Below are 16,475 nucleotides of genomic sequence, written 5' to 3'. Positions count from 1 at the left end.
TTGGCTAACGACGGCGAATGTTCAGCGGCTGTTGGGCGGACGGGAAAAACGGGGGTTGGAAAAACAAGGCGAAGCGAAATGGGCCACCGAAGCGCTGGACGCACCGCAGACCATCACCCCACCGCTCTGAACGCACAGCGTGCGGGCGGCCAGGTCAAGGCAGCGGTCAAGCGTCAGTCGAGACAGGGCATGAGAAGAGGCGGCGAGCAGAGCTCGGAAGGCGACCCGGCAGGCCTTGGCGGCAGAGTGGAAAATATTCATCGACGGTACCTGTCTTTTGGCTTTCTTGTTTTGTTTCGTTCGCCAGGCCGGGTGTCAGTGAAGCTCCGACATCAGGTCCGGACGTCGAGTATCGGCAACCTGAAACCGACTCTATTGGAAAATAATTTCCAATTCAACAAGCTTTAGAATTTATTTCCATTTCATTTCTGCCCGCGCCGTTTTCTTTTTTTCGAGCGTCGGAGCGGGCGACAGGGCTGGGTGCTCAAGGCTTACAGCACGACTACGCGCCCTTCCAGCGCGCTGGTTCGCGCGGCATCCAGCACGATAGCGGTGGCCACCGCTTCCCTGGGTGCAACGGGATTGTTCCCGTCTTTCATCACGGCATCCTGAAACTGGCGATAGAACATCGGCCAGCAACCGCGTTCGGATGGCACGCGTTCGCGGTGCTCGCCCTGCTCGAACCAGCCCCAGCGCCTGTGCTCTTCCACACCCCAGCGTTCGCCTTCGGACGCGGGCGAGCGCCCCGCCAGCACTTGAGCCTCCTGCCCATCGAGGCCCTCAACGGTATAGCAGCCCTTGGTACCATTGACCCGGAATCGAGGTCCCTGCGCATTCTGCAGACAGTGGCCCCACAAGTGGGAGGTCACCCCGTTGGCGTGGTGCAACGCCATGAAAAAGCCGTGGTCGACTTCCTGGTTGGGCGTAGCGAAGGCCAGTTCGGCATACACGCGCTGCACCGGGCCGAACAGCAACACTGTCTGATCCACCAAATGACTGCCCAGGTCACGGAGGATTCCGCCACCGCTTAGCTTGCCCACGGACGCGGGCGAGTACCGCTCCACACGGGATTCGAACCGGACGATATCGCCGAGCACCCCTTGATCGATCAACTTGCGCACGGTGAGGAAATCCGAATCCCAGCGACGGTTCTGATAGACGCTGAGCAACACACCTCGACGCTCAGCCGCGTCCACCAAGGCCTGGGCGTCCGAGGCGCTCGGGGCGAACGGTTTGTCGCTGACCACCGCAACGCCAAGCTCGATCGCCTCAAGGATCAGGGCGCAACGGGAGGCCAATGGCGTGGAAATCACCACGGCATCGATGCCAGCGGCCACCATGTCGGCCAAGGAGTCGAAAGCGGGCACATTGGGGTAATCCTGGCTCAGTTGCTGACGACGCTCGGCAGATGCGGTCACCACACCCGCAAACGTGGCGCCAGGCAGACTGGCCAGCAGCGGGGCATGGAAGAAACGCCCGCCCTTGCCGTAACCGATCAGTCCGATTTTCATACGCGATCCTCCTTGGCCGAACGTCTCGCAGCCGCCCCCAAGGCGGCTGCGCAGGCGTTACAGGCGTTTCAATATTTCCTGGCCTTGGCCAGCATTGTCATTTGACGCTGATACGCCTCGGCCGTTTTCCCGCGGGTGGAGACTTCAGCCACGCCCACGCGCCACCATGACAGATAGCCATGGATCATGGTTTTCGGCAGCACCTTGATGTCAATCAATGTCGAGACGGTTTGCCTGCGCGCATCGGCCAGAGCCGCTTCAAGCGCCTCAATCGTCTTCACGGTGTAGGTCTTGCAGCCGTAGGCGGCGGCGCTCATGGCGAAATCCACCAGTACGAAATCGCCATCCAGCGCCCCGCTGTCGGGGTTGCGAAAGCGAAACTCGGTGCCAAAGCTGCCCATGCCGTTGCCCATCTGCAGGTTGTTGATGCAGCCAAAGGCCATGTTATCCAGCAAGATCACGTTGACCTTGCGCCGTTCCTGAATCGAGGTGGCCAGCTCCGAGTGCAGCATCAGATAGGAACCGTCCCCCACCAATGCATAGACCTCACGATCGGGCGCGGCCATTTTGACACCCAGCGCCGCGTTTACCTCGTACCCCATGCATGAGTAGCCGTATTCGACGTGGTAGCTGTCGACGCTGGTACTGCGCCAGGCCCGCTGCAAGTCGCCCGGCAGGCTGCCCGCAGCGGCGACGATCACCGCGTCATTCGGCAACTGCCGATTGAGCAGCCCCAGTACCTGACTTTGGGTCAGGCATGACCCCGTGGTTTCGATGAAATCGCGCAGCACCTGTGGGTCAAGATGCCCCGCCACTTCAGGCTCGAAATGCTGTGGCCGGTACTCGACGGCGTGCAGCCGGTCCACTTCCGCGTCCAGCGCCACACGCGCCTGGCGTGGCACATCGCCCCACTGTGTGCGGTAGTCGCCAAGCCCCTGCGTCAGCGCCTGCAACGCAAGTCGCGCATCGGCCAGCACCTGCACGCCATCCAATTTCTGCACGTCGAATCCGCCGACGTTGAGGTTGAGGAACTGCACCTGCGGGTGCTGAAACAGCGATTTCGATCCGGTGGTGAAATCGCTGTACCGGGTGCCGACGCCGATGATCAGGTCCGCCTCCTGTGCCAGCGTGTTGGCCGCCAGCGAGCCGGTCTCGCCGATGCCGCCCATGTTCAGCGGGTGGGCCGAGACGATGGCACTCTTGCCCGCCTGGGTTTCACTGAAGGGGATCTCGAAACGCTCGGCCAGTGCCTGCAGTTCAGCCGCTGCGCCTGAGTAGCGCACGCCACCACCACAGATCAACAAGGGGCGGCGCTTGCCTTTGATCAGCATCAAGGCATCTTCGAGCATCGCTTGGGTGGGCGGACGACGGTCGATGCGGTGGACCCGTTTGTGCAGGAACGTGTCGGGGTAGTCGTAGGCCTCGCCTTGTACATCTTGCGGCAAGGCCAGAGTGACGGCGCCGGTCTCGGCAGGGTCGGTGAGCACGCGCATGGCATTGAGCGCCGCACTCATCAGTTGCTCGGGGCGATTGATCCGGTCCCAGTATTTGCTCACAGCCTTGAAGGCATCGTTGGTGCTGATGCTCAGGTCATGGAATTGCTCGATCTGTTGCAGCACGGGGTCCGGCTGGCGGCTGGCGTAGACATCCCCGGGCAGCAGCAACAGCGGGATCCGGTTGGCAGTGGCCGTGGCCGCCGCGGTGATCATGTTCGCGGCTCCCGGCCCTACCGAGGAGGTGCAGGCGTAGATCTTGCGCCGCAGGTGCTGCTTGGCGAAGCCCATGGCGGCGTGGCACATGCCCTGCTCGTTACGGCCTTGATGGACAGTCAGCTCGCCACGATCCTGCTCAAGCGCCTGGCCCAGCCCCAGCACGTTGCCGTGACCGAAGATCGTGAACACCCCGGCGACGAACTTGCTCTGCACGCCGTCGACTTCGACGTACTGGTTGTCGAGAAACTTCACCAAGGCCTGGGCCATGGTCAATCGTGTGGTGGTCATGCTTGCACCTTGTTGTTATTGAAGCGATGACGCGTTCCGAGTCCTGACAGCGCGACTTTCGGCAATGAGCCTGGCCTAGAGATCCAATAACCACGCGTGCTGCGGATCATTGTGAAATTGCCAGGCGCGCTTGGGCCCGGCCATGACGTTCAAATAATAGGATTCGTAGCCATAAGGCACTGTGACCGGGTGATACCCCTTGGGCACGGTCACCACGTCGTGGTTTTCCACCGCCATGGCCTGATCGATGCTGCGGTCGTCGGTGTAGACCCGCTGAAAGACGAAGCCCTGCGGGGGATTGATCTGGTGGTAATAGGTTTCTTCCAGCGCGCTCTCGTGCGGCAAGTCGTCCTTGTCGTGCTTATGGGGCGGGTAGCTGGAAGAATGCCCGGAGGGCGTGCGCACTTCCACCACCAGCAGCGAATGGGCGGGCTCGGAATCCGGCAGGATGTCGCAGACATAACGGGTGTTCGCCGCCTTGCCGCGCACGCTGCGCTTCATGCTGTCGGGTTTGATCAGCCGCGCAGGCAGGGCCTTCGATGCGTCGCCCGGCGCCGCGCACACCGCAAGCTGCACCGCGCTCAAGGCAGTGACCTGGCCCTGACTGCCGGGAGGCAGATAGACGGCATAGGGCGACTTGTCTTCGAACACCGATTGCCGGTCACCGAGGTTTTCCCAATGGAATGCGCCCTGCCCCGCCGCTTCGCCGCTGACACTGATGCGACCGCTTAGCAACACCAGGCACAGTTCCTTGTCGCCGGCGCTGACAGGGAGGCGCTCGCCGACGCTCAGGCGATACGCCGAGAAACCCACGTACTGCAAAACACCCTCGCCCAACGCCACCACGTCGCGGCCGTCGGCCTTGCTTTTAACCAGAAGGTTCATGCTCACAAGCTCCTGTGGGAAGGCGGGTGAAGGCCCGCGTTGCGTTCCTGCGCGGCGGACAACAGTGCGCGCACCGTGTCGTAACCCTTTTTTGCATAGACGTAGCTGGGGGCCACCGCCGGATCCTGCTCGGCCTCGACCACCAGCCAGCCTTCGTAGCCTGCCTGCAACAGCACGTCCAGCAATGCCGCGAAGTCGATGTCTCCGTCACCCGGCACAGTGAAAGTGCCGTTAACGATGCAGTCCGGAAAACTCCAGAGCTGGTTGCGCGCCAGTTGCACCACGGCTTTGCGCACATCCTTGAAATGCACATGGCAGACCCGATCGACGTGTTTGCGCAGCACCTGCAACGGGTCGCCGCCCCCCATGTAACAGTGGCCCGAATCGAACAGCAGCCCCACCTCGCTGCCGGTCAGCGCCATCAACCTGTCGATGTCTTCCGGGGCCTCCACATACGCCCCCATGTGGTGGTGATACGCCAGGCGCACGCCCTGGGACAGGGTGAAACGCGCCAGCTCCGTGAGCTTGTCGGCATAAATCTGCCAGGCCCGGTCGCTGTACCACCGCGGACGCTCGACCAGCCGGACCCGCTGGCCTTGAATCGAATCGGCCACTTCGCCGTAGACGAGCACCTTGGCGCCGTTATGCTTGAGCAGTTCGAGAGGGCCGGCAATGGCGTCGATCTCTTCGGCGACCGAGCGCCGGGCCAGGCCGCTGGAATACCAGCCGGAGACCAGCGCCAAGTCATAGGGCCGCAGGGCATCGGCCACGCCACGAGCGTCCTTGGGAAATTTGCCGTTGAGCTCGAACCCCGCGTAACCGATGGCCTTGCCCTCACTCAGCGCGGTGCTCAGCGGTGTCTCACCGCCCAGTGCAGGCAGGTCGTCGTTACTCCAGGAAATCGGGTTGATGCCAATTCGGATTGCGGAAGCGGGCATGGCTGCACCTTTTGTTTGAATCACGTTACCGAGCGCCGACAGGTGCCGACGTCAGGACCGGGCATCACGCCAGGATTCGATCAGGAAACCGAACGTGCTTTGCACGCGGCTGATCAGCCCGGCGTCATCAATCTCGCCTTCCAGCCAGGCTCGACTGGGCTCATGAAAGATCGTGCGGCCCACAGCGAAGCCGCGGCAGCTTGTGCTTCTGCCTGCCTCGCGGAAACCGGCGGCGAGGCTTTCAGCGGGAGCGTTGAGCCCCAGCAGCACCACACCTCGGCAATAGGGATCACGCTCTCGGATCAGCGCATCGAGTTGCTCCCAAACCTGGGCAGGCTGGACTTCGATCTTCCACCACGCGGGGTAAATCCCCAGATTGTAAAGGCGCTTGAGCGAACGGTAGATCACATCCGGATAGGTCGACGGATGATCCTTGGGTGGGATGATCTCCAGCAGTAATTCGTGACCGCTGGCCTGGGTCGCTTCGTATAACCCCATCAATTGAGCCTCCTGTTCCAGGCGCAACAGCGGCTCGTCGTCAGGGTGGTACTGCACCAGACACTTGACGATCTGCTCTTTCGGCCAGCTCGCCAGATGGCTGCCCATGGAGCGACCCAGTTCGAACGCCAGTGGCCGCGACCCCTGCACTTCGACCGGGCGCGCGATCCACCAGCCGCGCCCCGTGGCGGCGTTCAGCGCGTCCTGGCCGAAGCGGTGGTCGGCCAGCACCCCGACGTCGGCCTCGATGCCGCGCTTGAGCAGGTCCGCCTCGACCCGCTCCACGGCGTGAACGAAGAGGCGCTTGAGCTGACTGATGCACGCCAGATCCCGACCTGCCCGCTGGGCCAGTTCCACCAGTTGCCCACGATGATCGAAGGCAAAGATGAACAGTTGTTTCCATGCCTTGCGCGGCACACTCACCTGATGCAGGCGTTGCAACACCGGATCCTGATCGGGCCGGGTGATCGGCACCGGGCTGTCGAACAAGTAAGCCAACTCGGCCAGGGTGGGCATGGCGGGCGCGCAGGCATGGCGCGACACGACCAGGCCGCCGCAGGCATTGGCCAACTGACAGCAACGCTCGTCGCTTTCATCGTTGAGCCAGCCTTTGAGGAACCCCGACAGGAAGGCATCGCCCGCGCCGAGCACGTTGAGCACCTGGACCTTTACGCCAGGGTAGATGGAACCGTCTTCCAGGCGTGCCGGAATGGCGCCGTGAATCACCGTACAACCTTGCGGCCCCAGCTTGACCACCAGCGTCGCGGCGGTCAGTCCGCGTACATTGCGCAAAGCGTCGAGCAGGTCGGTCGAGCCGCCCGCGATGAGGAATTCTTCCTCGGTGCCAACAATCAGATCGAAGCGCGGCAGGATGCGCTGCACATGCTCGCTGACGCCCTGATCGGCGACGAACCGCGTCTGGCCATCGGCCTTGCCGGTCAGTCCCCAGAGCACGGGGCGGTAATCGATGTCGAGCACCCGTCGCACGTCATGCTTTTCGGCGTGATCCAGCGCCTGACTGCTGGCCTTGAACACCTGATCGGTGGAGAAATGAGTGCCTGTAATCAACAGCGCCTTGCTCGATGCAATCTGCGCTTCGTCGATGTCCTCGGCGCTCAACGCCATGTCGGCGCAGTTTTCCCGATAAAACACCAACGGAAAGGTTTCGCGATCCTTGATCCCCAACAGCACCATCGCGGTCAGGCGCTCGGCGTCGACCTTGATGCCGCTCACATCGCAACCTTCCCGGGCCAGAGATTCGACGAGAAAACGGCCCATGTGATCGTCACCGACGCGGGTCAGCATGGCCGACTTGACACCAAGGCGGGCCGTGCCGAACGCAATGTTGGCGGAGGAGCCGCCCAGGTATTTGGCGAAGCTGCTGACGTCTTCGAGCCGCGCGCCCACTTGCTGGGCATACAGATCGACGCCCAGGCGCCCGATACACACCACGTCCAGCGGACGCCCACCGGCAAAACGACTCTGGCCCATGCTGGCTCCTCTTGTTGTTATAAGCCCGGGCTTTTCGGCAAGCCCTGTTGGTGAATGCAGACTAGAACGCTGAGATGACGGGATCAACGATTTTTTCTAAATTATTTTCATGTGGAAATTTTTTTCCATTCACGCGCAAGCAGAATTGAATCGTGGTAAACAGGCAAGTTATGGGGCAAGCCCTGTAAACTTCGGCAACCGCCCTCGCGGGCATTGACGCTTCGCTGGCAGTACCGCTGCCCGACCACGGCAAGGTGAATGGCGAACCAGCGCGCCCTACAGGAAAAAGCTTGAGGATTTTGTACGCATGTCCAGCACCGATCAGCCGTCCATGCCTGACACCGATGACAGCACCGCACCGACCATCGCCGCCGCGCCCGAGACGGCGGATGCCCTGCTCAAGCTGATCACAGCCGAATACGACGGTTTGCCGCGCCAGCTCAAGCGCATCGCCAGTTACATGAGCCAGCAGAGCGATCGGATCATGGTTGACCGCATCAGCGACATTGCCCGTGAATGCGAGGTGCACCCCTCCGCGATCGTGCGCTTCTCCCAGCGCTTCGGCTTCAGCGGCTTCAGCGAAATGCAGGCGCTGTTCCGAGAGGCGTACACCCACAAAGCGACGCCGGTACAGAACTATCAGCAACGCATCCGCAACATGATCGCCAACAAAACGCAGAGGGCCAGTGGCGGGGACCTGGCTCGAGAGTGCGTCAATGCCACCCTGTCCGGGCTCGAGCGGCTGGCCCTGGAGCTGGACGATGAAGCCTTCGAAAAGGCGGTCGATCTGGTGGTCAATGCCGACAACATCTACGTGGTGGGCGTGCGCCGTTCCTTCGCCGTGGCCGACTACCTGGTCTATAACCTGCAGCACACCAACAAGCGCATTCACCTGATTTCGGGGCTGGGCGGCAGCTACCGCGAACAGATGCGCAGCGTGCGGGCCAATGACCTGGTGATCGCCATCAGCTTTACCCCCTACGCCAAGGAAACCCAGCACTGTTTGCGCATCGCTCAGCATCATCAGGCGAAGACGTTGATCATTACCGATAGCAACCTGTCGCCACTGGCCAAACGCGCGAATGCCGTGCTGTTGGTCAATGAGGGCAGCTCGTTCGCGTTCCGCTCCCTGAGCGCCACGCTGTGCCTGTGTCAGGCCCTGTTCATCGCAGTGGCGTACCGTCTGGAGCTGAAAGTCGACGAAATGTCCGAGCACGTCGGTTTCGATGACTGAGCGCCCGCACGTCAAACCGGCGTGCCTGCGGACGGCCATCAAGCCTATGCAAACTTGCAGGGCCGAGGTGCAGGATTCTTCATTGTCATTTGCAAAATTGCGCTGTTAGCATCCGAGTGCATCTCACGGAAGGCGGCCCGCTTGCGGTCGTCTGAATGAGCAAAAAAACAAAAGCCACAGGGAGGCAACCATGACGGCACAGGTAGTACCGGCAAGGTCCCCAGGCCAGCAACCGGCCTGCGACACCGTTCTGACCGAAGTACGCAATCACATTGGCCACATTACCCTCAATCGTCCGCAAGGGCTGAACGCGATCGATTTGCCCATGGTTCGCCAGCTTCAACGGCAACTGGACCTCTGGGCTCAGGACGACAAGGTCTATGCCGTCGTGCTGCGGGGCGCCGGGGAAGAAGCCTTCTGTGCCGGGGGCGATATCCGCGCGCTGTACGACAGTTTCAAAAATCACCAGACGCTGCATCAGCGCTTCTTCGTCGAAGAATATGCGCTGGACCTCACCTTGCATCATTACCGCAAACCCGTCGTCGCCCTGATGGACGGCTTCGTACTGGGCGGCGGCATGGGCCTGGCCCAAGGGGTCGACCTGAGGGTGGTCACCGAGCGCAGCCGCCTGGCGATGCCGGAGGTGGCTATCGGCTATTTTCCGGACGTCGGCGGCAGTTATTTTCTGCCGCGGGTTCCCGGAGAGCTCGGCGTGTACCTGGGGGTGACCGGCGTGCAAATCCAGGCCGCCGATGCGCTGTACTGCGGGCTGGCGGACTGGTACCTGCAAAGCGCACGTCTGGCGGAGCTGGATCGCCAACTCGACGCGTTGAAATGGACGCTGACCCCGCTCAAGGCCCTGCAAGGCGTCTTGGCTCGAATGGCCGTACAGCACCTGCCCGATGCACCGCTGGAAAAACTACGTCCGGCCATCGACCACTTCTTTGCCCTGCCGGATATCCCGAGCATCATCGAACAGTTACAGGAGGTGACGGTTTTCGACACCCATCAGTGGGCCGTGGACACGGCCAACCTGATGAACACCCGTTCCCCCCTGGCCATGGCCGTGACGCTGGAGCTGCTGCGCCGGGGCCGTCACTTGCCGCTGGAGACCTGCTTCGACCTGGAGCTGCACCTCGATCGTCAATGGTTCGAACGAGGCGACCTGATCGAGGGCGTTCGAGCCCTGATCGTAGACAAAGACAAGAAACCGCATTGGAACCCGCCCACGGTGCAGGCACTGGATGCCGAGCAGGTGGCGAGCTTCTTCAGCGGTCATGAGGCATGAGCCATGCAAGACCTTGAACTGACCGAAGAACACATCATGATCCGCGACATGGCCCGGGAGTTCGCCCGCAACGAGATCGCGCCCCACGCCCGTACCTGGGAACAACAGGGCTGGATCGACGACGCGGTGATCGAAAAACTGGGCGACCTGGGCTTGCTGGGGATGATCGTCCCGGAAGAATGGGGCGGCACCTACATCGATTACGTCGCCTACGCGCTGGCGGTCGAGGAGATCTCGGCGGGGGACGCGGCCACCGGAACGTTGATGAGTGTGCACAGCTCGGTGGGCTGCGGGCCGATCCTCAATTACGGCTCCGATGCCCAGAAGGGCCAATGGCTGGAGAAGCTTGCGAGCGGCAAGGCCATCGGCTGCTTTTGCCTGACCGAACCTCAAGCGGGCTCCGAGGCGCACAACCTGCGCACCCGCGCCGAACTCAAGAACGGCGAATGGGTGCTCAACGGCGCGAAACAGTTCGTCAGCAATGGCAAGCGCGCGCAGTTGGCCATCGTCTTCGCCGTCACTGACCCGGAATTGGGGAAGAAAGGTATTTCGGCGTTTCTGGTGCCCACCGACAACCCCGGCTACCACGTCGATCGCATGGAGCACAAAATGGGCATTCGCGCATCGGACACCTGCGCGGTGACCTTGAGCAACTGCCGTCTTCCCCAAACCAGCCTGCTGGGCGAACGGGGCAAGGGGCTGGCAATTGCCTTGTCCAACCTGGAAGGCGGCCGGATCGGCATCGCCGCCCAGGCCTTGGGCATTGCCCGTGCAGCCTTCGAAGCGGCCCTTGCCTACGCCCGGGAGCGCGTGCAATTCGACAAGCCGATCATCGACCACCAAAGCGTTTCCAATCTGCTCGCCGACATGCACACGCGCATCAATGCCGCTCGGCTGATGGTCCTGCACGCCGCGCGCTTGCGCACGGCGGGCAGGCCCTGTTTGTCCGAGGCCTCCCAGGCCAAGCTGTTTGCCTCGGAAATGGCCGAGTGGGTCTGCTCCAAGGCTGTGCAGATCCACGGCGGGTATGGCTATCTGGAAGATTACCCGGTGGAAAAATTATACCGGGACGCGCGCATCACCCAGATCTACGAAGGCTCCAGCGAGATCCAACGCTTGCTGATCGCACGGGAGTTACGCCACTACGTCCTGTAACGCCCTGTTTCGTCGAATCGGCGGTGGAGTCGGCACGGTGAAGTTGCGCCGTCCCAGTTTCAGAATCAAGAGGGTCAGCGAATCGGCATTCCTGAGGATGATCTCGCTTCGTACCCTCAGGTCGGCCAAAAACACGTCCCGTGCCTGGTCGACCGTTTTCTTCCCTGTCAGCCGAAGGATCACCTCATAGCCACGCCCATCGGCCTGCTGAAGGTCACGACGTCTGCCTGCCTCGTACACGGTGAACAACATGTCCCTGGTACTGCGATGGGACAATCGCTCGCCGTGCAGCCGGGCTGCCATCACACGGGTTGCGAGGGCATCAGCGCTGTCGTCTGCCAACAGATCGGGGTACGGCGCCATGGATTCCAGGTACTCGATGTCGTAGGTGTCGAGCACCTGATGCGACAGTTCGTGGATCAGGTTCGCGGCCCGATAGTGGGCGGCCGGATCGAAACCTTCCGCCCTTGCTGCCGGTTTCAAGGCGAAATGGGGCACGTTAAAGAAGCGCTCAGTGAGGAAAATACGCTGCTTGGGGTCGCCGGTGACGATAAAAGCCGTGACGCCTTCACTCCCGGACCGAGTGGAGCCGACGACATAACGGGTAGAGGTGAACGGCGCCAGCGATGAATCCATGATCGCGGCGAACAACCCCCTTGCCGCACGATCCACGCTGTCCACCAACCATGGCTCGGGGGCGTCGGTGCCGAAGAAGTCTCCGATGATGTCCTTCACCTTGGACGCCTGCCCGGGCTGGCGCCGATAGGCATGCAGATTATCCATGGCGTCTTCCAGGTAACGCTTGGCTTTCAGATGCGCCTGCCCGATGCGCCTGGCGCGGTCGCGGTACAACTGACGGATCTGCGGCATACCGCTGGCCTCGATAACGATCAAGTCTTCGGCCATCTGATCCACCCTGGATTGGTGATAACGGCCAGAGGCGCCGCCTCCCCCGCGCAGACGCAGGTCCAGGTCAAGTTGCCAGTGCTGGGTCCCGTCGAGAAGCAGACGGGGCCCAGGCTGGCCATTTTCCCCCACAATACGCCAGTCACCGTTCTCGGAGAGCTGCTGCACCTGATACACCTTGCCCTCCACCACGGCATAAGACGTATCGCCCGGCTCGCCTCGATAAAGATTGAGCAACGGGTCATGACGCAGGGATTGCAGTGTCACCTCCCTGGCCTCCAGACGGCTCAGTGCGACGCGCTGCGCAGTGGTCAGCGAAGCGGTGCGCCAGCTGAATGCAGGTGCGGGAGTGGTTTCTCGATTCGCATTCGATTCCGTCACGTCGACATCTTCGGTCGGATTGTCGTCGAGGCGCTTTTCCCGCACGCTGACCATCACGCCCAAGGCGGCGGAAAACTCTGACAGCGCTTCCCCCCAGCGATGTTGCGAAGCCGCGGCTGCAGAAGCGCGAAACAGATCCTGGCTCTGCCACAACATGATCAGTGCCACGAGCTTGTCCGGCAGCAGTGTCATGACCTGTTCGAAGCCCAGCTTGGCGAGAAACACCCGCCCTGCGCGGTCCGTCTCATCGTTGGTCACGGTATTGGCCACGCTGGCATCGATCAACAGCTTGACGGTGTCATCGAACAGCACCTGCAGCGCATTGCCTTTGATCTCTGCCACCGCCAGCGTAACCGGCCCCGGCCTTTCGAACGGTACATCCCCCGGGCCGTTTTCCAGGAAAGGCAGATGCGGCTCGACAAATCCTCCATGAGCATAGCGACGATGCACCTTAGGATCGAGCCGCTCCAGCAGTAGCGCCTGCAGCGGCCGGTCTTGGCGAATATCCTCCAGCAGCGCTGCTTCGCTGGCGTACTCACGAAACATGAACGGCGAATGATGAAGCGCGCAGAGAACGATCGGCCCGGCTTCACCCGATGTCGGGCGAATAAGATACACCCCAGCTGCGCGGTCAGGCGTCATGCCCGCATCGGCCACCAGTTGCAGCGGAGTGATGATGATCTGCACGCCACTGACGGGCTCTCGCGCCAGACCATCGGGCATCTCGAAGATACTGGCGACGAATTGATAACCGACGAGGCTGAGTTTGCCTTGCAGCTTTTCCGACAGGGTGATCGCCTGGATGACCGAGGGCACCTGTTCGATGAACAATCGTTTGCGCTTGGGGAATTGCGGATCCGCGGGATTCAATGCCTCGCTCAACAACGTCCGATAGCCCGTGCCGATGTCAAGCGTCCTGATCAGCCGGCGCAGGTAGGTGGGGGTCAACAGCGCGACGGCCTGAGGCTGGTCATCGGACGCTACGCTGATCGCGGCGTCCTGATAATCGATGAAGCGGTTGATCGCGTACTCAGTGAGTGTCTCGCGGTGCCTGATGGTCGCAGCGGGCACCGACGACGGCAACTGCCCGACCGGTGGAAGGGCGCTGACATACTGCTGGGAAACGACCCCGATCCGGTCCGGATCGAGCGCCTGGCCAGGAAAGTCCCGGTTAAGCGCCGTCGCCAGGCGTTCGCGGGTGTAGGCACCCAATGGAGGAATGTCGAACAGGAAGTCCTTGCCACCATCGCTATCGAGGTAGTAGCGATGAAGAAGCTCGTCGTACAGTCGCTGCTCGGCCACCGACGCTGAAGTCAGCCAGGTTGGCAACAGCGCCTCGAACAAGCTGTTGCGAATGCGCACGGCCAACTCGTCGAGCATGTCGGACAGCAGCCAGTCGAGCTCGGCTTCCGGTGCCAGGGAGGCCATCAGCGTCCCTTGCAAACCCTGGCGCGCCGCACGGGGGCACAATTGCCCCACACGCTGCTGTTGATGGGCCAATGCCTGTTGTTGCAGCGCCTCGATGACATGCCCGTCGATCCGATCCAGCCGGAGCGCTAGGGGGCCGTGGTCCGCATCGAGCAAGTAATTGCGGACCCGAGCGCCATCGAGCTCACCCAGCAAATCCAGCCAGCGCTCACGATGGGCGCCGTAGAATTTGCCCAGCAATACCGATTCCAGCCGCTGGAGCGACTCGAATTGCACCCAGCCTGAAGTACAAGACCACAGCACGATCGGCGAATCGGCGTCATCACCTTGCCTCAAGGCCAGCGTGTCGCCCAACCTGGCATGGGCGTGGTCGCCGTAGGTCAAGGACACGAAAAAAGCGTCCGTCACCGGTGTGCCAAGTGCCTGGCGAAGCGCGCGCGCAGGGCGATTCATCAGTTGCCAGACCATGTCGCTGCACGGCTTGTCGATCCAGCCCTGACGCGTCGCCAATGCCAGGCCCAGGCGCATGGCGTCTTCCCGCAGATTCAACGCTTCGGCAAAGGGAAGCACGCAACTGTCCTGCCGTCGCACCGGCCCCGTCCGATCTTGTGTGAACCGTTGCAGGTAGCGCTCGGCGAATTCCGCGCGGGCCTTTTCGAGCGCGTGATTGACCGCTTCGACTTCGAGACTTCCCCCCGACGCCGCGGTCATCCAACGCACCTGAGCCCCGCGGGGCAAGCGGCCGTCGCGGCGGCCGCTGACACACTCCAGCAGGAGGGTCACCAGGTCCATCGTCACGGCCTGCTGGGCTTCACTGACTGCAACTCCCGGAGAGGCGTCATCAACCGCGGCGTCCGACCGAGGAACCAGCCAATGGACCTGAACCTTGGTCGGGTCGACCGGCTCGTTGATCAACACGCACAAGTAGCGTTGCAATAAATCCGCGGCATGCTGGGGCAGCACAGGGTCCATCTGCCTCAAACGCTCGACCTTGGCGTCGAATTCCCGTGTTTGCTCTATCCACGACAGCGGGCGAGTGGCCGCAGGGTCGGCTCCGCTTGCATCGGTCGAGGACGGAGACGTCGACAGGGACGGCCCGAGCCATCGATCGCGGAAGGCGGCAGAACCGTCGTCGCGCCAGCGCCCTTCGCTGAACCGTAACTGCCGAGGGTCGAGTAAAGCACGGATGTCGAGCGCATCGTCGAGCATCGGGACGCGCTGGTCCGAGGCGCTGAAAATGCCTGCGGCGTACGCGAGATTGCGATGCTGCAACTCCAGAATCGAGTCGACGCGGTCCATAAACAGGGGCTCACCGATATCCTGCGGTTCGACTTGCAGCGGCCCCGGGCTGAGCAGGACGGGTTGATCCTGCAATGCCACCGCAGCGCGCATTTGCCGACGTCCGGCCGAGGTGGTCAAGTGCTGTACCAAAGCGGTTACGCTCTGGAAATTCACCAGCGTGTGTTGCGGTGAAAACCACAGAATCGATGCATCGTTCTTGTCGGGCTGGAGAATGAACGTGCCTGCCAGCGCCATGGGTGCACTGTTTCCTACGCTGATATTCAATCGCTGACAGCGCAGCGGACTGCCAGCGGGAGGCGCGCCGACGGTCGAGCGAAGCAACGGCAGAAGTGCCCGGAATCGGTCAGCACCCACTGAGCCGTCATGTAACCGCGAGTACATTTCGAAGTGCACACTGTTCTTGAAGCTTTCGATGGCGAGGTCGCGCCGGGTACGGCGGTCACGCCAGATTCCGCGCCAGTATGCCCGGAGCATCTGACCGTAGACCTGAGGGGTGGTGGCCACCGCATTGGCGATCGCCGTCGTAAACAGCGCGTGATCGGAGGGGCCGGCCACACGGCCTCGGGTGTCGAGGAATTGCCGACGACCTACTGCCGACAGCGGTACGCCACAGAAATCCTGGAATGCGGCCTGTGTGAGGGTCTGCGTGAAGGGGATCAGGTCGTCGCTCTGCGTGATCGGCACGACCTGAAGGATGTGTGCCTTGGGGTCGATGCTCATCTGCGGTAGCGTCTCGCGCAGGCGCAGGCCCAGTGCAGCGTTGGCGGCGTCCATGAGCGTGGGCGTTTGACGCAAAACGCTGCTCAACTGCTCGACGTGCCTGGCTTGATGATCGATGACCGCCAGCATCTGCGCCTTGAAGGGGTCGCCCTCGATTCGCTGGACCTCGAACAAAGCATCCTGGGGCGCTGGCGAAAACCGGCTGAGCAGCACGTCCAGCAACGCCGCTCGATCATTGAAGGCTTCAAGGCCATCGGCGAGGGTATAAAGGTAGACCTTCGGAATAGCCACGTCGGTGTGGCTCAACACAAGGGCGGCAACGAGATCAAAGGTCTGGACGGCGCCGTCTGCCAATAACAACCTGTCGACCCTGACCGGGTCCGGTTCAGATTGCATCGGTTGGGCAATGCTCAGCAACCAGGCCTGCTCGGAGGTGTCGATGCGCTGACCCGCGAGGGCACGGCCCAAGGCATCGCTATATCGCGTGCGCAGCGATGCACTGTGGAAGAAACGTGAAAGGGGGGTGAACATGAAGGCTCCTTTTTCATGGAAAAGCCTTACCAGGCAAAAGGCCCGGTAGGGCGACATGGAAGGAGCGTAAGGGGAAGCGTGAGGGCAACTGCGCTACATAATGCTGTACAAAGGCGCTGAAAATTCCGATTGACTCGGCGCAGGGCACGACGACTCAACCGCAGGCGACGCCATGTCGGAATGGGCGTGACGAGCACGCCCCCTCGA

General features: G+C 62.0%; 10 protein-coding genes. 3 read left to right on the top strand and 7 right to left on the bottom strand.

What is annotated here, in order from left to right:
- Positions 1 to 21: 21 nt before the first annotated feature.
- The 6 genes from N5D61_RS10610 to iolC form a co-directional block, all read right to left on the bottom strand.
- A complete protein-coding gene (locus N5D61_RS10610; RefSeq protein WP_279892548.1) occupies positions 22 to 261 on the bottom strand; it encodes a hypothetical protein in 240 nt (79 codons plus the stop codon).
- 230 nt (positions 262 to 491) lie between these two features.
- On the bottom strand, positions 492 to 1,511 hold the full coding sequence (locus tag N5D61_RS10605) for a Gfo/Idh/MocA family oxidoreductase (protein WP_279892546.1): 1,020 nt from the start codon (positions 1,509 to 1,511) through the stop codon (positions 492 to 494).
- A 68-nt stretch (positions 1,512 to 1,579) separates the two neighbouring features.
- The gene (iolD, locus tag N5D61_RS10600; protein WP_279892544.1) at positions 1,580 to 3,511 is read right to left on the bottom strand and encodes a 3D-(3,5/4)-trihydroxycyclohexane-1,2-dione acylhydrolase (decyclizing); all 1,932 of its coding nucleotides are present in this window, start codon (positions 3,509 to 3,511) and stop codon (positions 1,580 to 1,582) included.
- Positions 3,512 to 3,586: 75 nt separating this feature from the next.
- Positions 3,587 to 4,396: a 5-deoxy-glucuronate isomerase gene (gene iolB, locus N5D61_RS10595; RefSeq protein ID WP_279892541.1), complete on the bottom strand. Its 810-nt coding sequence runs from the start codon at positions 4,394 to 4,396 to the stop codon at positions 3,587 to 3,589.
- A gap of 2 nt (positions 4,397 to 4,398) precedes the next feature.
- The gene (iolE, locus tag N5D61_RS10590; RefSeq protein WP_108238248.1) at positions 4,399 to 5,334 is read right to left on the bottom strand and encodes a myo-inosose-2 dehydratase; all 936 of its coding nucleotides are present in this window, start codon (positions 5,332 to 5,334) and stop codon (positions 4,399 to 4,401) included.
- A 51-nt stretch (positions 5,335 to 5,385) separates the two neighbouring features.
- Positions 5,386 to 7,323, bottom strand: coding sequence for a 5-dehydro-2-deoxygluconokinase (gene iolC / locus N5D61_RS10585; RefSeq protein WP_279892539.1), 1,938 nt, complete (start codon positions 7,321 to 7,323; stop codon positions 5,386 to 5,388).
- A 307-nt stretch (positions 7,324 to 7,630) separates the two neighbouring features.
- Here iolC and N5D61_RS10580 point away from each other — a divergent pair, with 307 nt between their 5' ends.
- From N5D61_RS10580 to N5D61_RS10570, 3 genes are all read left to right on the top strand, one after another.
- Positions 7,631 to 8,557, top strand: a complete 927-nt coding sequence (locus N5D61_RS10580) for a MurR/RpiR family transcriptional regulator (RefSeq protein ID WP_279892536.1) — start codon at positions 7,631 to 7,633, stop codon at positions 8,555 to 8,557.
- Positions 8,558 to 8,747: 190 nt separating this feature from the next.
- On the top strand, positions 8,748 to 9,845 hold the full coding sequence (locus N5D61_RS10575) for an enoyl-CoA hydratase/isomerase family protein (protein ID WP_279892534.1): 1,098 nt from the start codon (positions 8,748 to 8,750) through the stop codon (positions 9,843 to 9,845).
- A gap of 3 nt (positions 9,846 to 9,848) precedes the next feature.
- Positions 9,849 to 11,000, top strand: a complete 1,152-nt coding sequence (locus tag N5D61_RS10570) for an acyl-CoA dehydrogenase family protein (RefSeq protein ID WP_279892532.1) — start codon at positions 9,849 to 9,851, stop codon at positions 10,998 to 11,000.
- On the opposite strand, the gene N5D61_RS10565 is transcribed toward N5D61_RS10570, so the two are convergent.
- A complete protein-coding gene (locus tag N5D61_RS10565; protein WP_279892528.1) occupies positions 10,980 to 16,268 on the bottom strand; it encodes a DUF6543 domain-containing protein in 5,289 nt (1,762 codons plus the stop codon). The genes N5D61_RS10570 and N5D61_RS10565 overlap by 21 nt on opposite strands.
- Positions 16,269 to 16,475: the final 207 nt, after the last annotated feature.

It is taken from the genome of Pseudomonas sp. GD03842 (assembly GCF_029841165.1).
Taxonomy (GTDB): domain Bacteria; phylum Pseudomonadota; class Gammaproteobacteria; order Pseudomonadales; family Pseudomonadaceae; genus Aquipseudomonas.
This window is presented reverse-complemented; position numbering and strand designations above follow the sequence as displayed.